This window comes from Okeanomitos corallinicola TIOX110 (genome assembly GCF_038050375.1).
GTDB classification, from domain to species: domain Bacteria; phylum Cyanobacteriota; class Cyanobacteriia; order Cyanobacteriales; family Nostocaceae; genus Okeanomitos; species Okeanomitos corallinicola.
Window position 1 is genome coordinate 4990576 of the sequence record NZ_CP150886.1, and the last position, 20903, is coordinate 5011478.

General features: G+C 35.6%; 24 protein-coding genes and 4 pseudogenes. 7 read left to right on the forward strand and 21 right to left on the reverse strand.

The genetic code is table 11. The features are described 5' to 3' along the window. Positions 1-2 precede the first annotated feature (2 nt). From WJM97_RS22025 to WJM97_RS22040, 4 genes are read right to left on the reverse strand one after another with little or no spacing between them, the layout of a single operon-like run. Positions 3-1022: a hypothetical protein gene (locus WJM97_RS22025; RefSeq protein WP_353930890.1), complete on the reverse strand. Its 1020-nt coding sequence runs from the start codon at positions 1020-1022 to the stop codon at positions 3-5. Between the two features lie 3 nt (positions 1023-1025). After that, on the reverse strand, positions 1026-3635 hold the full coding sequence (locus tag WJM97_RS22030; protein ID WP_353930891.1) for a hypothetical protein: 2610 nt from the start codon (positions 3633-3635) through the stop codon (positions 1026-1028). Between the two features lie 14 nt (positions 3636-3649). Beyond that, positions 3650-4312: a hypothetical protein gene (locus WJM97_RS22035; protein WP_353930892.1), complete on the reverse strand. Its 663-nt coding sequence runs from the start codon at positions 4310-4312 to the stop codon at positions 3650-3652. A gap of 38 nt (positions 4313-4350) precedes the next feature. Then, positions 4351-4674: a hypothetical protein gene (locus WJM97_RS22040; RefSeq protein WP_353930893.1), complete on the reverse strand. Its 324-nt coding sequence runs from the start codon at positions 4672-4674 to the stop codon at positions 4351-4353. 147 nt (positions 4675-4821) lie between these two features. Here WJM97_RS22040 and WJM97_RS22045 point away from each other — a divergent pair. Then, positions 4822-5289: pseudogene (locus WJM97_RS22045) on the forward strand (nitrogenase component 1); the annotation flags it as partial. Between the two features lie 321 nt (positions 5290-5610). Here the strand turns inward: WJM97_RS22045 and WJM97_RS22050 are convergent. Beyond that, positions 5611-6891, reverse strand: a complete 1281-nt coding sequence (locus WJM97_RS22050) for an ATP-binding protein (RefSeq protein WP_353930894.1) — start codon at positions 6889-6891, stop codon at positions 5611-5613. A gap of 38 nt (positions 6892-6929) precedes the next feature. Then, positions 6930-7251 (reverse strand): annotated as a pseudogene (locus WJM97_RS22055) (Uma2 family endonuclease); the annotation flags it as partial. A gap of 269 nt (positions 7252-7520) precedes the next feature. On the opposite strand from WJM97_RS22055, the gene WJM97_RS22060 reads away from it, so the two are divergent. From WJM97_RS22060 to WJM97_RS22070, 3 genes are all read left to right on the forward strand, one after another. Beyond that, on the forward strand, positions 7521-8576 hold the full coding sequence (locus WJM97_RS22060) for a hypothetical protein (RefSeq protein WP_353930895.1): 1056 nt from the start codon (positions 7521-7523) through the stop codon (positions 8574-8576). 352 nt (positions 8577-8928) lie between these two features. Beyond that, entirely contained in the window at positions 8929-9165 is a 237-nt protein-coding gene (locus tag WJM97_RS22065; RefSeq protein WP_353930896.1) for a type II toxin-antitoxin system Phd/YefM family antitoxin, read from the forward strand. A 5-nt stretch (positions 9166-9170) separates the two neighbouring features. Then, positions 9171-9575 (forward strand): type II toxin-antitoxin system VapC family toxin, encoded by a 405-nt coding sequence (locus WJM97_RS22070; RefSeq protein WP_353930897.1) that lies wholly within the window; start codon positions 9171-9173, stop codon positions 9573-9575. Between the two features lie 91 nt (positions 9576-9666). On the opposite strand, the gene WJM97_RS22075 is transcribed toward WJM97_RS22070, so the two are convergent. The 11 genes and pseudogenes from WJM97_RS22075 to WJM97_RS22125 form a co-directional block, all read right to left on the reverse strand. Further along, positions 9667-10440: a hypothetical protein gene (locus WJM97_RS22075; RefSeq protein WP_353930898.1), complete on the reverse strand. Its 774-nt coding sequence runs from the start codon at positions 10438-10440 to the stop codon at positions 9667-9669. Further along, positions 10433-11551: an AAA family ATPase gene (locus tag WJM97_RS22080; RefSeq protein WP_353930899.1), complete on the reverse strand. Its 1119-nt coding sequence runs from the start codon at positions 11549-11551 to the stop codon at positions 10433-10435. Before WJM97_RS22080 ends, WJM97_RS22075 begins: the two co-directional genes overlap by 8 nt. 74 nt (positions 11552-11625) lie before the next feature. After that, on the reverse strand, positions 11626-12573 hold the full coding sequence (locus tag WJM97_RS22085; RefSeq protein ID WP_353930900.1) for a DUF4238 domain-containing protein: 948 nt from the start codon (positions 12571-12573) through the stop codon (positions 11626-11628). 58 nt (positions 12574-12631) lie between these two features. After that, complete coding sequence (locus WJM97_RS22090) at positions 12632-13000, reverse strand: DUF5615 family PIN-like protein (RefSeq protein ID WP_353930901.1); 369 nt, start codon at positions 12998-13000, stop codon at positions 12632-12634. Further along, positions 12997-13281 carry a DUF433 domain-containing protein gene (locus WJM97_RS22095; protein ID WP_353930902.1) on the reverse strand — a complete coding sequence of 95 codons (285 nt, stop codon included), beginning with the start codon at positions 13279-13281 and terminating at the stop codon, positions 12997-12999. The genes WJM97_RS22090 and WJM97_RS22095 overlap by 4 nt, the downstream gene beginning before the upstream one ends. Before the next feature lie 72 nt (positions 13282-13353). Next, positions 13354-13563, reverse strand: a pseudogene (locus tag WJM97_RS22100) (site-specific integrase); the annotation flags it as partial. A 10-nt stretch (positions 13564-13573) separates the two neighbouring features. Next, positions 13574-13792 carry a hypothetical protein gene (locus WJM97_RS22105; protein WP_353930903.1) on the reverse strand — a complete coding sequence of 73 codons (219 nt, stop codon included), beginning with the start codon at positions 13790-13792 and terminating at the stop codon, positions 13574-13576. 56 nt (positions 13793-13848) lie between these two features. Beyond that, positions 13849-14322: a DUF3368 domain-containing protein gene (locus WJM97_RS22110; RefSeq protein WP_353930904.1), complete on the reverse strand. Its 474-nt coding sequence runs from the start codon at positions 14320-14322 to the stop codon at positions 13849-13851. Beyond that, complete coding sequence (locus WJM97_RS22115; protein WP_353930905.1) at positions 14319-14663, reverse strand: UPF0175 family protein; 345 nt, start codon at positions 14661-14663, stop codon at positions 14319-14321. The genes WJM97_RS22110 and WJM97_RS22115 overlap by 4 nt, the downstream gene beginning before the upstream one ends. Before the next feature lie 204 nt (positions 14664-14867). Then, complete coding sequence (locus WJM97_RS22120) at positions 14868-15122, reverse strand: type II toxin-antitoxin system HicB family antitoxin (protein ID WP_353930906.1); 255 nt, start codon at positions 15120-15122, stop codon at positions 14868-14870. Next, positions 15112-15363 (reverse strand): type II toxin-antitoxin system HicA family toxin, encoded by a 252-nt coding sequence (locus WJM97_RS22125; protein WP_353930907.1) that lies wholly within the window; start codon positions 15361-15363, stop codon positions 15112-15114. Before WJM97_RS22125 ends, WJM97_RS22120 begins: the two co-directional genes overlap by 11 nt. Positions 15364-15707: 344 nt before the next feature. Here WJM97_RS22125 and WJM97_RS22130 point away from each other — a divergent pair, with 344 nt between their 5' ends. Both WJM97_RS22130 and WJM97_RS22135 read left to right on the forward strand, forming a co-directional pair. Next, positions 15708-15932 carry a DUF433 domain-containing protein gene (locus WJM97_RS22130; protein ID WP_353930908.1) on the forward strand — a complete coding sequence of 75 codons (225 nt, stop codon included), beginning with the start codon at positions 15708-15710 and terminating at the stop codon, positions 15930-15932. Next, positions 15929-16270: a DUF5615 family PIN-like protein gene (locus WJM97_RS22135; protein ID WP_353930909.1), complete on the forward strand. Its 342-nt coding sequence runs from the start codon at positions 15929-15931 to the stop codon at positions 16268-16270. Before WJM97_RS22130 ends, WJM97_RS22135 begins: the two co-directional genes overlap by 4 nt. Here the strand turns inward: WJM97_RS22135 and WJM97_RS22140 are convergent. From WJM97_RS22140 to WJM97_RS22155, 4 genes are all read right to left on the reverse strand, one after another. Continuing rightward, on the reverse strand, positions 16263-16475 hold the full coding sequence (locus WJM97_RS22140) for a hypothetical protein (protein WP_353933241.1): 213 nt from the start codon (positions 16473-16475) through the stop codon (positions 16263-16265). The two genes, WJM97_RS22135 and WJM97_RS22140, sit on opposite strands and share 8 nt — an antisense overlap. Positions 16476-16593: 118 nt before the next feature. Next, the gene (locus WJM97_RS22145; RefSeq protein ID WP_353930910.1) at positions 16594-17253 is read right to left on the reverse strand and encodes a DCL family protein; all 660 of its coding nucleotides are present in this window, start codon (positions 17251-17253) and stop codon (positions 16594-16596) included. 85 nt (positions 17254-17338) lie between these two features. Continuing rightward, a complete protein-coding gene (locus tag WJM97_RS22150) occupies positions 17339-18262 on the reverse strand; it encodes a hypothetical protein (RefSeq protein ID WP_353930911.1) in 924 nt (307 codons plus the stop codon). Positions 18263-18337: 75 nt separating this feature from the next. Beyond that, the gene (locus WJM97_RS22155; RefSeq protein WP_353930912.1) at positions 18338-19756 is read right to left on the reverse strand and encodes a site-specific integrase; all 1419 of its coding nucleotides are present in this window, start codon (positions 19754-19756) and stop codon (positions 18338-18340) included. A gap of 468 nt (positions 19757-20224) precedes the next feature. Between WJM97_RS22155 and WJM97_RS22160 the strand changes: the two are divergent. Then, a pseudogene (locus WJM97_RS22160) lies at positions 20225-20704 on the forward strand (DUF3364 domain-containing protein); the annotation flags it as partial. Positions 20705-20903 lie beyond the last annotated feature (199 nt).

A 20903-nucleotide genomic window follows, 5' to 3' on the forward strand; every position in this document is an offset into this window, starting at 1 on the left:
AATTACAAGTAATCAATAGCAGAAATGACAACATCACCGTTTGCAGCGGCTGATGTGGTAAATGGAATGTTTGCATTTACCTGAGCATTCCCAGCCTCTTTATCCACCACAATCTGAATATTATTGGGCTGATCAGTAGCTGGTGTAACCGCTTTTTCAGCATTAGCTAAAATATTAGAAATTTCGTAAAGAGCCGCTGCCAGATGAGTGGATTTCAAATCTCCACCACCACCATCAAAGGTGGAATAGCCAGTCAGGTAATCTGAAATACTAATAGTGGCTGATCCATCTCCACCAACCGAAACCACTACAGGCAATGTAGCAGCAACTGCTATCGTGCCTGTATCGAAGCTAACGGTTGTGCTGATATTGTTCCTTGGTGCCACACCCGGGTTTGCTCCATTCCTTAAATTTTCGGCAGCATCAAGAGCGCGGCAAACTTCAAAAAAGGCTTGGGGTAACTGAGTGGAATTCAGGCTTCCAGCAGTACCTGGATCAAATGTAGACATAAGTTTTGGGTCGTAACTGATTTGATAACCGTAACTGTATGCAGTTGTAGCACGGTAGTTATTGTTTTTTACATTGGTTATCAAAAGGTCAGTCTTTGAGTTTAAGGTCGAAGACTGAACCATAAATAATTGCCCCGTTGCTGGATTGGGAGAAACTGGGGGTAGGTTGTACCTGGGGCGTGCTAGTTCCTCATTGTCTCTTTTTGGTAAAAGTGCTGGGTATCTTTTGACAACTTCCACCCAGTTTTTCTCAAGATCAATATCATGATTGGATGGTGTAGTGATGATTTGATCCGGTACTTCCTTCCCGTCTAAAAGCTGTAAAAATCTACGCATATCTGGCAGAAGAATATACCATTTCTTTTTCCATTTAATCCCTATCCTAATTCTTTTAGATAAAAGTCTCCGCACTATATCTAAGAGTGCGGTAGGAGAATAATTGATTATCTTTGCAAAAGCCTTTAATTCAATTGCAAACTTTCCATCAATGACATAAATTTTTGCAGCTTCCATTAATTAATCAAGCTCCTTCGACCAATCAGGAATCATGTCTTTTTGACCTTTACTGAAAAAGTGACAGTAAACAGGTTTGACGGTAACATTTGAATAAGTTTTTGGTCTTTGTCCGATTTTTGGAGGTTTGGTATCTACTTTTAAACTTTCTGGGACATGAACCAGACACGAATTTATTATCTTCAAACATTCGGATTCATTAGAAGCGTTAACAATGATTTTTGTGTTGTCATTCAGAACCTTGATCGCTTCCGTTGAACCTTTGGTGTATCGTGGCAAACTCAACTTATATTCTTTTGGTTTGTTGTAATGAGGGATAGTTAACGTCCACCTACTTTTGCCTACTTTTCCACCTCCTAAATCTTCTGCGAATTGCACTACTAACTGTGGTTTTTGGAAGCTGCGAACTTGCCACCACTCAGGTACTACTGCGTATGCTTCCGGCTTATTATTCTTAGCTAAACAAATGGCAGCATTCACATTAAATAATTCCTCCGCTTCCTTAATAATTGTAGAGGCATTGGAGTCACTTCCTGCCTTATTGGTAATAGCTTTCACACTTGCCAACACCTTGACTGGAACATATACACCGCCTTGATTTTCGCAATCACAAGTAGGAATTTGAATTGTTATAAATCTCATGTCTGCGTCTTCTCCATCCTTTCCATTTCTACCAGGGTTTCCATCAATTCCATTTCTTCCAGCGATGGGTACTTGCTGAATTATTTTAGTCTCTTTTGTTGGTTGAATAATTGTATTATTGATGGTTTGGGTCTTATCAATAATTTGTGTTTGAGTCTTGTTGATAGTTTGGGTTTTATCAATAATTTGATTGGTGGTTTTATTGATAATTTGTGTTTGAGTTTTATCAATAATTTGATTGGTGGTTTTATTGATAATTTGTGTTTGAGTTTTATCAATAATTTGATTGGTGGTTTTATTAATAATTTGTGTTTGAGTTTTATCAATAATTTGATTGGTGGTTTTATTGATAATTTGTGTTTGAGTTTTATCAATAATTTGATTGGTGGTCTTATTGATAATTTGTGTTTGCGGTGTCCCTATCTTTTGTTGAATTTGAATAATTTGTTGCTGCTGTTGTCTGACCTGGTTGGAAAGTTGAGGAATATTTTGAATTGGTCTTGGGTAAATGCGCTGTACATCTCCTACCACTTGCTGTCTAACTTGCTGGGTAATCTGCTGTGATTGTTGCCTCACTAATTGAGGATTGGACGTATAGGGAACAATAGGCGCGTCTGTACGCTGTTGAATCTGTGGGATAATTTGAACTTTTACCCTTTCAGCTATTTGGGTAATTTGTTGAGGTTGCATTATTACTGGTGGCTGAGATTTTACTGGCTGATTCCTAACAGGTTGCATTATTACTGGTGGCTGAGATTTTACTGGCTGATTCCTAACAGGTTGAACTATTACTTGTGGCTGAGATTTTACTGGCTGATTCCTAACAGGTTGCACTATTACTTGTGGCTGAGATTTTACTGGCTGATTCCTAACAGGTTGAACTACAATCTGGGGCTTTGCGGGTTGCACTGGTTGAGTCCTAATCGGTTGAACTACAATCTGGGGCTTTGCGGGTTGCACTGGTTGAGTCCTAATCGGTTGAATTACTGGAGTCGCTCTAACTACAATCGGTGCTGGTTGTGTTGGAGATGGTGTAGTAGGTCTGTAGGGAATATTCCAATTTGGTGCGTTCCTGCCATCTCTACCATTTCTGCCATCTCTACCATTTCTGCCATTAGAACCATTCCGACCTGTAGGTCTGTAGGGAATATTCCAATTTGGTGCGTTCCTGCCATCTCTACCATTTCTGCCATTAGAACCAGTCCGACCTGTATTACCAGTCCGACCTGTATTACCAGTCCGACCTGTATTACCAGTCCGACCTGTATTACCAGTCCGACCTGTATTACCAGTCCGACCTGTATTACCAGTCCGACCTGTATTACCAGTCCGACCTGTATTACCAGTCCGACCTGTGCTTCCACGCCCTCCTATAAGTCCTCTTACTCCATTGTTGCCCCGTGGTCCCGCAGGACCCCTGGCACCTGGTTTTCCTGGACGTTGTTGAATGTTGTTAACCTGCCCCCTCAAACCTGAGACAGCCATTTGAGCTAATCCCACGGCAGATTCTAAACTTAATTCCCCTCGCTGGAGTTCGGCGGCCACATTTTTCAGGTAAAGCAAACTTTGAGCTAAAGACAATGCTGCATCAGCTGCGGACAAAGCACCTTGAATGCCTTGGGCAAGACCAGCGATAGAAGCCCGCAAGTATGCAATCAAAGGGGCTAATGCTAGGGCTGCGGCGATTGCTGCACCGAGTCCGGCAAGAATGGCTTTTAATGTTGCTAGATCGGCTTGCACTCCATAGGCAATTCCTTTAGCTACATCTGCATTAGCGTCCGCTCGATAAGCTTGTGCCAGGGCTTGTTTAGCAATTCTCCTGGCATATTCATCTGTATTATTTTTTTTTAAACTATTAATTTGTGCTTGTAGATTTGCGATATCGGCTTTAGTTGCAAAATTCCCCCCAAGTCCCGAAATTTGAGAGGACAATCCTGATAATTGGCTAGAAATTCCAGAACAAGATGACATTCATTTCTCCTATTTTATTTAATATTAAATCTTGATAATAATGTCTGCCTCATTGCAGAGATGGAATTAAAAACCATATTACAATCTAGGCAGCAATCGCCGCAGTCTATTGTATTTGGTGGGCATTCTGGCTGACATTCATAATCTTCTACATATACAGAATTTTTGTTATTAATTGAGTGTAATGATTCAATCCCGCCATCAATTATCTTTAATTTGATTGGCGGTGGATTTCCTGAGATTACATCTAAATAAATTAAATCTAAAAAAAAAGCTTGACCATCTGTATTAAATGCTGTAATTGGAGAGTGAAACTCTTGGCTACAATCAGAATTATAGTCAACAATCTGCCATCCATAACTTGTTGTTTCGCCGCAAAAAGTATTCCCGGTTTTTCCTTGAGGAAGAAATATAGCTCTAGGATTAAACCCTCTATTTATATTCGCTCTTTGGTAATAAGAACCGTTTACCAAAAAACGTGTGCTGGTGTAACTTGTTCCAGGCTCACACTCTCTAGTGCTTGAATTATATTTTAAGGAGTAATAGCTAGATAATCCATAAAGATCATATCTTTTGCACCCTTCTAGATAAGGGTCAATTATTTGGTATGAATAATTGGCTGTATTCTGGATTTCATGTGTTCCTAAATCCCAAACAATTCGTTTGCATTGCGTCATGTGAGTATAAAAATGGGGGGATTCCCCCCCTAAATAAATTAATAATCTTCAGGATTCAAAGTTGCATCAGCATCTAGTTTCGCCAAGTTAACTGTGATTTGGCGCACAACATAATTATCATTATTTGTTCCCCTGGGGAGAAATTGATCAAATCCTTTTTCCACGAAAACGGTCTGAGTTAAATCAGCGTCGAAGTATGTTCTATCTAAAGTTGCCAATGCTTTAATAACAATCGCAGCGATTACTTTGTCGGCCGTGCAGTTTGCATCCGTCAGTCCCAGATCGGACTTGCTTAGACCTATCGTAGAGGCGGTCTGAGACGCGCCACTACCGAGGACTTCTTGTAAGGTTCTTTCAGCCATGATTACAAACAAATATACTAATACAACTATATATTCGTGGAAGAATACAAGCAATATATTTATGATTTTTAAGCTAAAAATAATCCCAAAAATTGATAGAGAGATGAAACGCTTGCCCGGTAGTGGTTTCAGGATACGTAAAATTATCTTCCCTGGATGGAATATAACTTCTTCGGTCCTACCAAGATTGCTGCATCTTTACGCGAAATTGCTTCTAAGTTTGATTCTAAAATTCAAGAAAACGCTGAGAAAGTAATTGCTAAATACCAACCCACAATGGATGCGATTACTGCTAAGTATCGTCCCCGTTTGGAAGGTAAGACAGTTGCAATGATGGTTGGTGGTTTACGTCCCCGTCACGTTGTACCTGCTTTCCAAGATTTGGGTATGAAGATGGTAGGTACTGGTTATGAGTTCGCTCATAATGATGACTATAAACGTACTACTAACTACATCGAAAACGGAACTATCGTTTATGACGACGTTACCGCTTACGAATTTGAAGAATTCATCAAAGCATTGAAACCAGACTTAGTTGCTTCTGGTGTGAAAGAGAAGTATGTATTCCAAAAAATGGGTCTTCCTTTCCGTCAAATGCACTCTTGGGATTACTCCGAACCTAGTAATTGAGGTTGAAATATTCACGATTTTAAGGGTTTTGAAAATTAGAATTTTAGAAATTTAGTTTTTAGCCTAAATTGAATTTATATTTAGATTAATCATGTTCTATAATAACATTGTTTATTGATAACTGCAAGTAATAAAAATCTTATTTTATCTGGGTTTGAGCCGATACTTAATTTTTAATATTGGTTATTTTGTTATATGAGATAACTTTTTTGAACTTGAGTTTTTAGACTAAATTTAGTCTTTAGTGAGGTGAAGCTGTGGTGACGGAAATAAAACGTAGAGATATGATGATATTCTTGTTTTTTATTAATGAATAGGGATTTGAATTATAAATTCTGTACCTTTACCAATAGTTGATTGACAATGTAATTTACCACCATGTCTTTCAGTGATAATTTGATAACTTATAGACATTCCTATGCCTGTTCCTTTACCTACAGGTTTAGTTGTAAAAAATGGGTTCATTATTTTTTTTCTAATCTCCTCACTCATCCCTATACCATTATCTGTGATGCTAATTTCTATCCACTGAGAATCTATAACTCTACTTTTGATGTTGATTTTACCGGAATATTCTTCTGGTATTTCTGCTAATTTATTTTGATAAAACTGTTGTTCTATAGCATCAATAGCATTAACTAATATATTCATAAATACCTGATTAATTTCCCCAGCATAACATTCTAATAATGGTAATTTTTCATAGTCTTTAATTACTTGAATATCCAAAAGACGATGTTTTAAAATCATCAATGTACTGTTAATGCCTTCGTGAATATTTACTACTTTAGATTCTGCTTCATCCATCCGCGAAAAATTCCGTAAAGATAAGACAATTTTACGGATACGTTGCGTACCAACTATCATGGAATTAATCATTTTTGGTAAATCTTCTTTGATATACTCCAAATCAATTTTGTCTATAAATTCCTGAATTTCTGGATGATGATCAAAGTTATATTTTTGGTATAATTCAACCAGGCTTAATAAGTCTTGAGTATAATCCTGGAGAGGTTCAATATTACCATGAATAAAATTCACAGGGTTATTAATTTCGTGGGCTACTCCTGCTACTAATTGTCCCAAACTTGACATTTTTTCGGAATGAATCATCTGAGTTTGGGTGAGTTTTAGTTCTTGAAGAGTCTGTTCTAAATCTTGTGCTTGTTGACGTAATTTTTCTTCTAATTGTTTGCGATTGTTGATATCTCTAGCCACTACAACCACACTATTTTCATCCATAGCGGCAATACTAGCTTCAAACCAAACTTCTTGATCAGCAATTGGTAAGCTATACTCTATTTTGACAGTTTTCTTAGTATTTAGTGTTTCTCGAATACAACCCATAATACGATCAGCAAAATCTTTAGGTAAAACATCGTGCAAGGTTTTACCCAACATTTCCGCAGGAGGTTTATATAATGAAGGAGCGCTACTAGGGGCAATTTTTAAATATTTTCCCTCTGCACTTAAAACGAGAATTACATCTTGAATCGCATTAAACAATGCTAATAATTCTGTTTGAGAAGTTTTTAGTGCTGCTTGTTGTCCTTCTGGATTTTCCAGATCCTCAGTTTTCAAATTCATGATTTTTCGCCTTTATTTACAAATTGGAAATTGAATCACAAGTTAGGATGTTTAATAAACTTACGAGCATTGATATCATCATGGTGACAACTAACAATCAAATCAGGATAGAAGTAGACGCTGTTAGGACTAACTTGTACTTTTACATCTGATACATTTACTCGACAATCTCTAGGACAGAGATGAGAATATAAAGGTCTGTAAAGATTGAGAGCAATATCATTATGGGGAATTGTAACACCTGTCATGGCAAAAACTTCACCATTGATATATTCATAGCGAATATCTTGGTCAAGTTCCCATGGGAGATATTCCTCAAAGGTCATTCATTTTCGGTGGTTTTTGGGGAATGGTGATCATATCAGGATTTTTGTAAGTTTGTTCTGATTATAGCAACTGACAATAATGATCATCAAAAAATAGCTTTTCTTATAACAGCAAAACATGAGAGCATATTAAGATTAAGAAATTTCGATTGCTCAATCATGCTTAAAGTGTATCTGCAAAGAATTCAGCAACAACAAAAATTGTGTGTACAATATCTTTAGAAAGATTTAATATGCAGCCAGATTATTGATGAGAAGACATCGTAGAATATTAACGGCAGTTATTTTGAACACATTTTTTCAATGAAAAACAAATTGACTTCTAAGCATCCTCAACTTTTTCAGTTAGTTGTGAGTTTTCTATTATTTCTTTTCATTTTCACAACTGGGGTAAAAGCTGAAACTTTGAGTTCTAAAGCACCAGTCACTTTTGCAGCCTATGGTGACATACCTTATATGGTTAAATTGGCAGATGGTAGGACTGATGAACAGGTATTAAGAGAAGATATTGCACCGAAAATTCGGGAAAATGATCATATACCTTTTGTCTTCCATCTTGGTGATCTTGGTCGTCCACAAGATGCTTGTTCTGATGCTTGGTTGGAGAAGAATCAGAAGTTTTGGAAAGATGAAATAGTTAAACCGGTATTCTATACACCAGGGGATAATGATTGGACTGATTGCGATCGCGAGAGCCTGAATGTGCCACAATCAGAGTTAGAAAGACTGGACGCTATTCGACGGGTATTATTCAACAAGCCTAAAACTGTTAATGCTGAATGGCAATATGAACAACAAAGTACCTTACCAGAAAATGAGACTTGGTGGTATGAAGATATTCGGTTTGTCACACAACATATTGTGAGTACAGATAATGGTCGGTCAGAGATACTTCTCGATGATCCTGAAAAAGTTAATCAACTGGTAGACCAAAGAGATAAAGAGAATGCAATGTGGCTTGATTATGCTTTTGATCTGGCCAAAAATGATGATACATCAGCTGTCGTTGTAGCGACTCAGTTAGATCCATTTACTCCTGATGGTAGTACAGGAGATGTTTTTAGCAGATGTATCAATAATCCTGCTTATAAAGGATTTTGTCAACAATTGCAGACATTGGCAGCAAATTTAGATAAACCAGTGTTATTGTTGCATGGTGATACTAATGCTTACTGTTTTGATCAACCTTTTCCTGTTTCAGAAACTCCAAAATTATGGCGTTTAAATGCACCAGGAGATTATAAGGTAATTGATGCTGCTTTGATATCATTTGATCCAACCAGTTCTGCAAAACCTTTTCAAGTGACTGGACTTTTATCAGGTCAAGCACCTCCTCAAGTCTGCGATTATAGTAGATAATTCATTGATGATGCTGTGGCTTCGGTCAGCGTAGCGATCGCACTCAGGTCTATAATAGTTTTCACTTTAGATGATGCAATGTTGGTAAGACTGTTGTTTTACCAGCACTGTTTTTTCCTACAATTCCATGTAATCGGGAATTATCGAAATTGAGTTCTGTAGATTTATAGCTTATAAGTTTTCTTTTTACAGCATATTCCTTTATTATGAAGTACATCATAGCCCCCTCATCGCTTGCGGGGAGGGGGTTGGGGGTGGGGTTCTTGTACCTTATGACATCGGAAAGTGCTGTAATTCTTGCCAAAATCAAATAATCAAAGTAAACTTAGTTTGTAGACTTAGCTAGAAACCTGTGGAAAGTGTAAATATCCATCAAGCTAAAACCAACCTCTCACGTCTATTATCTCGTGTAGAACATGGTGAAGAGATCATTATTTCTAACCGGGGTGTTCCCGTCGCAAAGTTAGTTCCCTTTAGTGTCTCGTCTCACCGCAGAGATAGTTTAGGACAAGATCGAGGAAAATTCGTAATTCCAGAAGACTTTAATGCTCCTTTACCAGAGGACATTTTGGCAGCGTTTGAGGGATAGGAGGAGTGAAACTACTACTAGATACACAGTGTTTTTTATGGTGGTTTGCTGAACCTGAGCGGTTGAATGAAGAGGTCATTTCACATATAGCTGATGAAAGCAATGAACTATGGTTTTCTGTTGCTAGTGTGTGGGAAATGGGGATAAAAGTGGCAATTGGTAAGTTACCGTTACCAGAACCACTGGATAGTTACGTTTCTAGCCGCATGACCAAATTGGGGGTTAAATCTTTGGAAATTACAACTTCTCATGCACTCAGAACGGTGGTTTTACCTTTGCATCATCGAGATCCTTTTGATAGAATGATCATTGCACAAGCACAGATGGAAAGTATGATGGTTGTGACTGCGGATTCAATGTTTAAAGATTATCAAGATACTACTATTCTTTGGGCTGGGAATAAAGGTTAATACCAATTAAAAATTAGTAACCTACTATTTTATTTATGGAGATTTGAGGATTTTGATATCTTGTATCATTTCACAATAGCTTTTACTCAGTTTACTCAGACACAATAATGGCAGCTAATCGTTCCTCAATTTTACAGAGATAATCTGTCAAACCCGTATCAACTCCTCTTTCTCGTAGATGTTTTAAATTTGTCTCTTCCCAACACTGCTTTTCCCGTTCCATATTTCCTGTAAGTTGTTCAACTACTACTTTTACATTTCTCATTCGTTCAGATTCTTTCTCAGAAGTAGCACGTAATCTGTGTGACTCTATGGAAGGATCAAAACTCAATTTATTTTTGATTTCTTCGAGAATGTGTTCCTCTTGTTGATTAGATGGAATAAACCCATTTAAAACCCATGCTTCACGTTTTGGATTAGCAGCACCAATTATAATTTCTAATTTTGGTGTTTTATTAATATGTTCTGAACGTGCTTGTTCAATTCCTTCTTTACGTTCTGGTTGATTATCTAAATCACGGATAAAAATAACAGCTTTAATATGTCGTATTCTTTGCAGAAAACGGACTAAATTCAGAACTTTAATAGCTCTTGCTCCATCAGCTTTTAAACGTACACCATCACTATCATGACCTAAAAATCTGGAAGGTTTATATTTTAATTTCTCTTTTGCATCTTCAATAATTTTGTGAATGTCTCTCCAACAGGAAAATTCTGTTCCTGACTCTAAACCAGTCCAATCAAAACAATGTTGCAGAATATCATCATCTAACCAATCGAATTTTTCCTGCAAAACTCGCTCGGCTAATTGAGTAGCAGTTCTAGCATCTGCACCACTTTCAACTATAACAATAAACTCAATCACTGACTTCTCCTTCTGTTATCCAATCTTCACCTTCAGCATCCCAAAATTCACCTGTTGTCAAGGTTTCTTTTGCCCATTCTACATCAGGATGTTCATCCAAACGTTTCGACATTGTGAACCCTGATTTACTGTTATTTAATATATGGACTTGAGAAGGAGTAAGTGCATCAATAATATAAGGGGAATGAGTAGAAAAAATAATTTGCAGGTTAGGATTTTCGGCAATGATTTCTTTAAAAACTGTCATTAACTCGCGTTGTGCTTGAGGATGAAGTCCCTGTTCCACATCATCTAATAAAACTAAATTAGGTTGATTAGGATTCATTAATACAGTTAATAATCCTAAAGTTAACATTGTTCCTTCGCTAATTGCATGGGCTGGAATACGTTCACCTGTATTCATGTCTAGTACAACTTCTTGACCTGTCATTTCCTGAGTTTCTTCATAGGAAATAGGTTTACCGTCAACTTCGATTAAGCGTTCACGAGTGACTGGAACTTTTGCTCGCTTGATGCCTACTTTGCGTACATTTGGGACAATTCGACTCAGCTTTTTTTCTATTAATTGAAATTTATCTGGAGTTTCATCACGGAGAGAATCTAAAGTGGGTGCTAATCCTGATCCATCAAATTCAATTTTCGGTGTAATTTCTTCACTGTAAGCTGCTTTGGCAAGATTGGAGGCTATTAATTTTAAATAGATAGTATTTTTTAAAGATTGAGGAATCTTGGATATATCTCTAAAACGTGGATCTTGATCCCAATTATATTGATGTCCATCTATATCTAATATAATTGTAGGGCTATAACCGTCCTGTTTATAGTTGCAGTAAAACTCCCATTTTTTCCTAATATTATCTTGCAAATAACCACTGACTTTGATGAACATTCTTTTTTCACCAATTGTTGTCAGAAATTCAGGTGACTTTTCATTTCTAAAGACTTGTGTGGATGATAAATGAGTAAGCATACCTAGACTATGCAATGCTTGTAATATTGATGTTTTACCAGCACTGTTTTTTCCTACGATTCCATGTAATCGGGAATTATCGAAATTGAGTTCTGTTGATTTATGGCTTTTAAAATTATGAAGTATTAGTTTTTCTAGCATATTCTCATCTCTATTTTTTCATAATTCTTGTGAATCATCGGAAGTGCGATCTAATCTGCACTAAAACTTTAAATTCAGGTTCGCAAAAGATCGAAATTTTTTTCACTAGAGTAAGCTTGTCTACAACATTGAATCATTTGTAGTTTGTTATACTCTTTTACATAGTTTTCTGATAGAGAAGCACTCATTCCATCATAAGTTTTAAGTTTATACCAACAGTCGGATTCAAACATAATTAAAATATGTTTAGAACTGATTGGATAAGCTATTTGGACACCGTGTGAAGTCAAACCAGTTCCAAAATTCTGATGCTGTTTAATTACTATAGGATTATCTGAAGTCCATAGTGGAATAGAAGTTGAGTTAATACCAAATAACCATATATGACCTGATAAAATTGTTGATATTTCAGAATCTAAGCCTTGATCAAGAACATTAGATATATGAAGTAGGTGCTGCATTATTGAATAGTCTTCGATTCCTACGTTAATTAGATCATCTAATTCAATTGAATTTGTTGAATTTTCTATATCAGGAAAAATTATTTCTTCAATATTATTTTTATTTCTTAATAGTGCTTCATCAAGTCTTGTTTTAAGATTATATGCGGATTGAAATAATCCTTTAATTTTTTGCCTAAACATATTTGTTCTAACTATCTGAAGTGTTAAGAAAGGAGAGAAATTTTTCTTTGCCTCTTTGTCAAGAACTCCAAGAGAATCAAATAAGTTCTTTTTTTCTATTTCTTCAAGACAATCTATGATCTGTGCCAGAAATTCTCCAAATCTTGATTCTACCTTAGAGAGGTCATTTTCTATGACTTGAGATTTTGTTTTATCCCTCAATTCATCAGGTAACAATGAATCAGGAAAGTCATTAAAATATCTCTCTTGGGCAATATTTTTCACATGAGATGGATAAGAAACCTTTTTTATCTTATCCCACACAAATAATCTGTGTTCTTCATTAGCAAAGTTTTTTAAATAGCACTGAGGTACGAAGTGTTGCTGCTTAACTATCATTTAAATTGACCTGGGATATTTTAAAGAGAGATAATAGTTTAATGATTGATGAATGTCTTTATATTTCATCAGCATAAGCACTAAGAAATATCAACTGATTTACCATATTTTCTGCTGACTTATTTGCCATCAAATTGAGGACTCTTCGCATTTGTTCACCAATAGAGTAATCTTGAGATGAAATTATAATTCCGGCATGAATTCGTTTTTCTTCTATATAAATACTATGTAACTGGCAAAAGTCACCAACATTAAAGGTGTAAAAAACTCTTTGCAGTTCAGTCGCTAAAATCAGTTGTTCCTTATCACTAGAACTGATAGTTTCAACCTCGGCAACAGTAATAACATCTACACCCCTAGCTCTTAAGGCTTTAATAAATCTTTGATCCATTGAATCTTCATCAATGAATAATCTAATTGAACTCATATTGCTTGCCCCATTTCTGTTGCTAACCGTTGATAATCAGCTTTTTCAGCAGCAATATAACCCTCAATTTCTTCTCGATTAGCATGATAATAAGTTAATGCAGCATAAACTTGAACAAGAGTTACATTCCCCATGCGTTCAGCGATTTCTTCCGCATTTAATCCCATTTTGTACCAAGCTGTAATTCGTTGCACAGAAACTCTAGTACCAGCAATGCGAGGACGATCCCCTAAAGTGTCTGATGATTTAATAATAAGTGTCCCAATATCAGTAGCTTGCATAAAGATTTTGATTATTGTTGACAGTCTAATTATACCACAGTACACAAAAATCATATTCTTAATTAACCAAAATCAACCCCGTTTATAAACCACTTCCATCCTCAACTTCTCCACCTCAATCTTCAACCGTTCATTCTCCATTTTCAACCCTGTATTTTCATCCTTAATCAACTCAACCTCATTCCGTTTACTCAAAGCCTGATTTATTGCCAACTTCCGCATATCCAAAGAAAACCAACGTTGATAAGTTTTCGTATAAATCTGCACACTATGACCCAAATTTTTAGCCTATTCACCATTCATTTGTGTCTACCTGCTCAAATTCATCTTTAATCACTTGTTGTAATTCCCCAGCTTCAGAATCACTCAAAATACCTACAAACTTCGACAGTGCCGATTTTTCTATAACAGGTTGAAATACAATCACTATTTCTAATTCTTGATTAGCAAATTCAGCCGGAAGTTCAACTTTGAGAATACCATCATTACCAATATGTGTTGTAATTTTCATGATTTCCATAACTTCACCCCCCTGATTGATTATGTTGTCATTTAACTAAATATATTTTAACAATGCTTATCTAACAACTTTTGAAATAAACTATCAGATGCCCAAAAAGATGTGTTTTTAAGACTTTGAACAGCATTAGGTAAATTAATCAGCTTCATACTTGTGGCTTGATCTAAAATTCCCAAAATACCAGTGATTACTAAACCTCTTTCTTTGGCAATACGTCTTGCTTTCATATCGTCTAATAGAAGTAAATCTGCATTCAATTCTTGAGCTAAAATAATAGCTTCAGATTCTCCAGGATCAAGTAAATTTTTAATCTCATCAGTAGGTTGGCTAACGGGTTGAATTTTTAGCCAACTAGGAGTATCAACAGTCCAAGATTGAACAGGTAGTGGAGCAAGTGAATCAGATAACTCATTATAAACTGCTTGAGGAATGATAATTTGCTCAAACAGTTGAGGTAAAAGATCAATTTGATCAATCAAAATGAGGTAGTTAATAGGAGAAGTATCGGAAACAATAATCATTTATTACCTAACAAATTACGAATTGCTTGGACATCTTCTTCTAAGTCTTCTTCAGTGTAGGGTAAGTAAGCCTTTTGATCTTTGAGAAATTGATATGTTTCCCATCGAGAAGAAAAATTCAACATTTTGTGAACTTCTCCCGCTCCAATCAGACCTTGACGATAATTATCAGCTACAATAAGCTCCAACACCTTTTGGGAAATTTGACTCGGTTGTAGTTGTAATTGATTGGCCAGATGATCAGGAATTTCAATCATTATTTGCATAATTTCTACTCCTTGCTTAACTGTAACTTTTAAATTATACCACACATCAAAAAAATCATATTCTTGATTAACCAAACTTAGCTCCGTTTATAAACCATTTCCATCCTCAACTTCTCAACCTCAATCTTCAACCTTTCATTCTCTATTTCCAAGCCAGTATTTTCATCTTTAATCAACTCAACTTCATTCCGTTTACTCAAAGCCTCTCCCCGACGCGGTGAGAGGTTTAGAGAGTGATTTATTTATATATTCAAAACGTTTAAAACATCCTCTTAGAAATTAAATAGAAATCAGTTTAGAAGGTAAAGGAATTTGTTTTTTACCACTACAATAAACAGTTTCTATCCATAACTCTCTCGCTTGATTAATATTTTCTATCGCTTCTTCTAAACTTTCCCCCTGACTTATGCAACCAGGTAAATCAGGAATAATTACTGTATATCCTCCGTCCTCTTCTGGATAAATAGACATGGGATATTTTAAGGATAGATAATATTCTAAAGATTGATGCTCAAGTTGAGAATTAGTTTTCATCTTTCCAGTTTTCCAAATCTAATAATCTAATTGTTTCTTCAATATACGTTCGCTTAACTTTTTTGCCTCCTTTTTTGGGAATAATAATGACTTCTCCTTGATCATTCTCAAAAGCATGGTGACTTCCCTTAGCTCTAATTTCCTGATATCCAAATGCTTCTAAAACATAACTAATTTCTTCAAATCTGGCTTCAGGAGGACGAGAGAGAAGATATTTAATTAATTTACTTAGTTTACCCATTGACTGGTCATAGCATTTTTTAGCCTAAGTAGTTGAGATCATTGTTCACTCCCTAATTATACCACACATCAAAAAAATCATATTCTTGATCAACCAAACTTAATTCCGTTTATAAACCATTTCCATCCTCAACTTCTCCACCTCAATTTTCAACCTTTCATTCTCCATTTTCAACCCATTATTCTCATTTTTATTAATATAAGTTAATTTCTATTTTTCACTAACTAAACTTAATCCAAAAAAATTAAATTCTATTCGCAAATAGTGACAATTTACTAACAATCATGTAAAATAATATTATTCTTAGCTACTTAACACTAGGTTTATAAAAAGGAAAAACCGTTATGGAAAAGCGAATAACTATTCATCCAGATATTTGCAACGGCAGACCTGTTATTACTAACACTCGAATTTCTGTACAAACAATTATAGAATTTTTAGGTGCAGGTGATTCTATCGAGGAAGTTCTAGAAGAATACCCATCTTTAGAACGAGAAGATATTTATGCTTGCATCCAATTCGCGGCAAAATTGATGGCGAATCATTACGAAGTGAGAAAAATTGCATGAATGGGTTTTTATTTGATGAAAATCTCCCCACTAAAATCCAATTTACTCCATCTTTACCCATCATTCATGTTTCTATGTTAGGGAATAGTCCGAGTGATAGCCAAATCTGGGAGTATGCAAAGGAAAAAGAACTGGTGATTGTTACTAAAGATGCAGATTTTTCGGATCGGTTGATGCTTGATTCTTATCCACCTAAAATAGTGCATCTACGTTTTGGAAATATGCGAAAACGTGAATTTCACTCATTTCTAGCTAGAGTTTGGCCGGAGATTGAAATGTTAGTTATTGATCACAAGCTAATTAATGTTTATTCCGATCAAATCGAAGCATTCAAATAGTTTTATGGTTTTCCATTTTTAGTAGTTGGGCAAGTTGATGTGCGGCTGCATGGGAATTAAGCGGTGATAAAATAGAATAGGTTGCTCCATGTTCTAATGATGGTTCTTCATCCCTAGATAATTCGGAAACTAGAAACTGCATTACTTTTAGTTTGTCGGCACGATTTAGATTTCGCAGGGTAGGAAATAGTTCTATGGCGTTCATAATTGTCATGGTAGAGAGAATTTCATATTTCTATTTTTCCACAAGTTTCATGATTGTGCGATCGCTCTTAGTTTAAACTTTGTATTAAACAAACTCCAGAAGCGATATCTATAAATAATTATAATTTCTTGGCTTCTGATAGATTAGCAGATTGGCTAATTAATCTAAGCTGTGCATTTTCTTTATGATAATTCTGCCATTTTTTCTTAAATTCCAGGTCTATTAAAACAGCAGTAAATTGATTATCTTCTGGTTCAGATATTTTGACATCAACAAGACTGATTGACTCAGATTCAAGAAACTTTAGAACAAGAGTATAAAATGTAAGAGGTTGAACATGATCAACATGACTATTTTTGTGATTCAATTTTTCATTACTGTATGGGCAGATCACATCATTTTTGAGGATAGAAATCCTAAACTCTTTAATTTGGTCAGTGACAGCATTTCTAAATGCGTCAAATATTTCTTTTCTTATATTTCTTCCTTTGATACATGAAATCCAACTAAAATCTGTAATACTTCCATCCATTCTTTCTATATAAAAACATTTGTTTTTATGATATTGTGCATCCAGATCGACGAATATAGCCTTGATACCAGAAGCAATCTTTTGATCACTTTCTGGATGTAGGAGTAGCAAATCTGAAACAAATATAAAATCATTATTTTCTAGTCTACTTCCTTGATCATAATGAGATACAATCGCTTGAATATATTTTTTTGCAGATTCGTGTGAAGAAAAAGTTATATTTCCAATAGTTACAGGTTTAGCCATGGTGAAATCTTCCATTTATTTATATATACAAATAAAGTAGCATAATTCAAATACATTGCGTCTTGCAACAATGTACCTAAATTATTTAATTATCTAGTTCATTTTCATGATCACAGATTAAACAAACGCCGTCTTCATCAAGAAAAGTGCTATCACAATCGGGGGATTGACAATCAGCTTTTATAGTTTCTATATTTTCACAACAGCAGAAGCAATAAAGGGACTTGGTAATTCCATCCTTATCTACTCTTTCCTGTACAAATTTAGGCTCTCCTCCATATTTCCTTGCTACACGTCCACACCAAGGACATTTATAAGATTTTTCTTTAACACGAAATCCTGTATATTTTTCAACCTCTTCTGGTTTTAAATTCTGTACAATAATTTCCATTTCTTTCATCATCCGATACTTTACACTGTAATCAATGTCATTAATCCGAGAGATAGGTGTATTTTCTAGAAAATTTTTGTGAACTTCTAACCATCTTTTTCCGGAATTCAAATTTTCTACCGCTTCAAAGACTGCTCTTAATACTTCAGATGCTTCCACAATTGTAGATTTGTTAATGCCGTGAAATGTCATATTTCTGTGTTTTCTTAGTTCGTCAACTCTTCCCTTAAAATTTTCCGAAAGTCGATTTTCTCTTACAGTATCGTATACCTTGATTAAATCCTGTGCGTCTATAGTGCGAAATTGAGAAAAAAAAGTATCATTTTTATCACACTTACCTGGCCATTGTTGCGGTTGTGTAATTAGTAGATAGGGGCTAACCTCTGCAATACATCCTTTTAATAACAACTCAATGCCCTGTTGAACCAATGCTAAGGAAGTTATAAGATTGTGTCTTCCTAATTCCCAGAATTCATGTATGTCGGTTGAATCAGGCTGGAGTTCATCTTCTTGAATCCGAATATCTATAAGTAACTCAATAGCTTGTGACCATCCGTAATCAAGAAATCTCCACCCAGAACAGAAGAAATCATCTGGTGCTGGTATATCAGTAATCATAGAATATTTTTATATATACATTGACAATGTGATTATACCACATCACACAAAAATGATATTCTTGATTAACCAAAATTAACTCCGTTTATAAACCATCTCCATCCTCAACTTCTCCACTTCAATCTTCAACCTTTCATTCTCCATTTTCAACCCCGTATTTTCATCCTTAATCAACTCCACCTCATTCCGTTTACTCAATGCCTGATTAATTGCCAACTTCCGCATATCCAAAGAAAACCAACGTTGATAAGTTTTCGTATGAATTTGCACACTATGACCCAAATTATCCGCCGCTGCTTTAATAGGAACTCCCAAAATATGCGCTCGAATTGCCCAACCATGACGTAAATCATAGGGTTTAAAATCTAAACCAATTTTTCTAAACCACCAACTAACCCTTTGAATTAAAGCTGTGATTTCTGCATAATTATTCTGGTCTTTTTTACTAATTGCTGTCACCAGCATTTCCAAATATTTCGGATTTCTTAAATCAAATTCATCAATCCATTCCTTATATAAAGGTAATGCTTCCCTTTCACCTGTTTTACAATCTTTATCAACCTGCCAAGTTAAATCTGTATTCTCATCACTTAACCACCAATCAATATGAGGATTAACAAAAAGCTCACGGGGACGTAAACCAAAAACCGCTAACATTCCATAAGTCCAACGCCATAATTGCCAACTATCTTTGACATCTTGATTAACTTGCTTACCTCGATTATTTTCATACTCTTGAAATTTATAGAAACCAGCAACTATGTCCTTATCTGTGGGAACATTACGAGAATTACTTTCAGGAACTTTAGCATAATTAGTTAAATTAATTTCAATTTTGAAAAGTTGACAAAATACAGAAATTGCCCGCACAGCATTATATCTAGCCCATTCCTTCTCTACTTGATTAATCGCATTAATAAAATTTTCCCCGTTAGCCAAATCACCAGCATTTGTATAACGCTTAATTCGGGAATAATAATAAAAGAAAGTGTGTTCACTTTTGGTAGTGCGTTTATGGGTTTTAAAATATTCACCTTCAAAATTTTCTAATAATTCACCAATAGTTTTTAAATCCTTTTTAATTCCTTCATTTCCTAAATATTTATCATTCCAAACGAAACTTTTTCTAGCAATTAATTTTCCTAACTCATAAGCCTCCTCTTCCGCAGTTTTCAGCCCATCAAAATTAGCAGGAATATTTAAAGTAATATTGTATTGTTTTCTTCCTGTACCTTTTATATCCTCATCTCCTGGTTTAATAGGTAAAGTTGCCCGTAATTGCAGACATCCATTTGATTCTCGAATTGTTACCCTGGTCTTTGCAGACTTTAAACGCAGATTTACCTGCTCTAATTCTAGTAGTACCTTTGTTTTCATGTATTCTCTTTGTTGTTGTGCTTGCAGACTTGAACCAAGAAAACTGCCATCGGTAGATGAAATAGGCTCTAAATCCGCAAAAGCTTGCTGATATTTATCTTCACCCTGGTTATACATAGTTGTCTGTTTAGCCTATATTTAGACTAAAAATAAATATGTTATGAGCAAACAATATCTACTTTAAAATTGCTTTTAGTAAACATTTTGCTATTTAAAACTATTAAACCATAAAAAGAATACTCTGGTCCTTACCACGGTTACGACGGATTCGCAATCTTCGCTCGTGACATGGACTTGGCTCTAAACAGTCCAACCTGGGGATTAATCGGCGCTCCCTGGAACAAGTCTGCAAAGAAAGCATTAAGAGCTAAAGCAGCAGTCTAATACCATCTGACGCGGGTAACCTTGCTCAAGGATAGCCTGGGGGAAAGCCCCAGGGGGGAGTAGGGAATTCAAATTTCAAAATCTAAGATTCTAAGTTTTGGATTTTGCATTCTGAATTTTGAGCTACATTCCCCACTTCCATCCAGGAGTAAGGAAACCCGTCCCCCAAACACAAACACACAGCAAGCTTGGAGAACTAGAATGCCTCAGAATCCAGAAAATATTAAGGACCACGTTGAGCTATTCCACCAGCCAGAATACCAACAATTATTCCAAAACAAGAAAGAATTTGAAAATGGTCACTCTGCTCAAGAAGTAGAAAGAGTAGCAGAATGGACCAAAACTTGGGAATATCGTGAAAAGAACTTCGCTCGTGAAGCTTTAACCATTAACCCCGCTAAAGGTTGTCAGCCTTTAGGTGCTATGCTCGCTGCTGTGGGTTTTGAAGGCACTCTTCCCTTCGTTCAAGGTTCTCAAGGTTGTGTAGCTTACTTCCGTACACACTTAACCCGTCACTTCAAAGAACCATTCTCCGGTGTTTCTTCTTCCATGACAGAAGACGCTGCTGTGTTTGGTGGTCTGCAAAACATGATTGATGGTTTGGCTAACTCTTACACTCTTTACAAGCCAAAAATGATTGCTGTTTGCACCACTTGTATGGCTGAAGTTATCGGTGATGATTAGTGGAATTTAATCAACTCCTTGCCAACTATCTATTGTAATTATTTTTCTAATTTATTTGATTAGATTTTGCTTTTAAAATGCCAACTTTTATATATCTTTTACTGTAAAAATCTCAAATACTATCTCGATATTTTGCTTATTTTATTCTTAATAAGTTTAAATACTTGTGTTGCTGTTTAGTACATTAACTTCATTG

Bases quoted from the DNA above. Each gene is read 5' to 3' on its own strand.
- WJM97_RS22135 (WP_353930909.1), top strand. From the start codon at position 15,929: ATGAATGGGTTTTTATTTGATGAAAATCTCCCCACTAAAATCCAATTT.
- WJM97_RS22030 (WP_353930891.1), bottom strand. From the start codon at position 3,635: ATGTCATCTTGTTCTGGAATTTCTAGCCAATTATCAGGATTGTCCTCT.
- WJM97_RS22035 (WP_353930892.1), bottom strand. From the start codon at position 4,312: ATGACGCAATGCAAACGAATTGTTTGGGATTTAGGAACACATGAAATC.
- WJM97_RS22130 (WP_353930908.1), top strand. From the start codon at position 15,708: ATGGAAAAGCGAATAACTATTCATCCAGATATTTGCAACGGCAGACCT.
- WJM97_RS22155 (WP_353930912.1), bottom strand. From the start codon at position 19,756: ATGTATAACCAGGGTGAAGATAAATATCAGCAAGCTTTTGCGGATTTA.
- WJM97_RS22145 (WP_353930910.1), bottom strand. From the start codon at position 17,253: ATGGCTAAACCTGTAACTATTGGAAATATAACTTTTTCTTCACACGAA.
- WJM97_RS22095 (WP_353930902.1), bottom strand. From the start codon at position 13,281: ATGCAAGCTACTGATATTGGGACACTTATTATTAAATCATCAGACACT.
- WJM97_RS22085 (WP_353930900.1), bottom strand. From the start codon at position 12,573: ATGATAGTTAAGCAGCAACACTTCGTACCTCAGTGCTATTTAAAAAAC.
- WJM97_RS22125 (WP_353930907.1), bottom strand. From the start codon at position 15,363: ATGGGTAAACTAAGTAAATTAATTAAATATCTTCTCTCTCGTCCTCCT.
- WJM97_RS22105 (WP_353930903.1), bottom strand. From the start codon at position 13,792: ATGAAAATTACAACACATATTGGTAATGATGGTATTCTCAAAGTTGAA.
- WJM97_RS22060 (WP_353930895.1), top strand. From the start codon at position 7,521: ATGAAAAACAAATTGACTTCTAAGCATCCTCAACTTTTTCAGTTAGTT.
- WJM97_RS22050 (WP_353930894.1), bottom strand. From the start codon at position 6,891: ATGAATTTGAAAACTGAGGATCTGGAAAATCCAGAAGGACAACAAGCA.
- WJM97_RS22110 (WP_353930904.1), bottom strand. From the start codon at position 14,322: ATGATTATTGTTTCCGATACTTCTCCTATTAACTACCTCATTTTGATT.
- WJM97_RS22040 (WP_353930893.1), bottom strand. From the start codon at position 4,674: ATGGCTGAAAGAACCTTACAAGAAGTCCTCGGTAGTGGCGCGTCTCAG.
- WJM97_RS22150 (WP_353930911.1), bottom strand. From the start codon at position 18,262: ATGATTACTGATATACCAGCACCAGATGATTTCTTCTGTTCTGGGTGG.
- WJM97_RS22120 (WP_353930906.1), bottom strand. From the start codon at position 15,122: ATGAAAACTAATTCTCAACTTGAGCATCAATCTTTAGAATATTATCTA.
- WJM97_RS22090 (WP_353930901.1), bottom strand. From the start codon at position 13,000: ATGAGTTCAATTAGATTATTCATTGATGAAGATTCAATGGATCAAAGA.
- WJM97_RS22080 (WP_353930899.1), bottom strand. From the start codon at position 11,551: ATGCTAGAAAAACTAATACTTCATAATTTTAAAAGCCATAAATCAACA.
- WJM97_RS22025 (WP_353930890.1), bottom strand. From the start codon at position 1,022: ATGGAAGCTGCAAAAATTTATGTCATTGATGGAAAGTTTGCAATTGAA.
- WJM97_RS22140 (WP_353933241.1), bottom strand. From the start codon at position 16,475: ATGAACGCCATAGAACTATTTCCTACCCTGCGAAATCTAAATCGTGCC.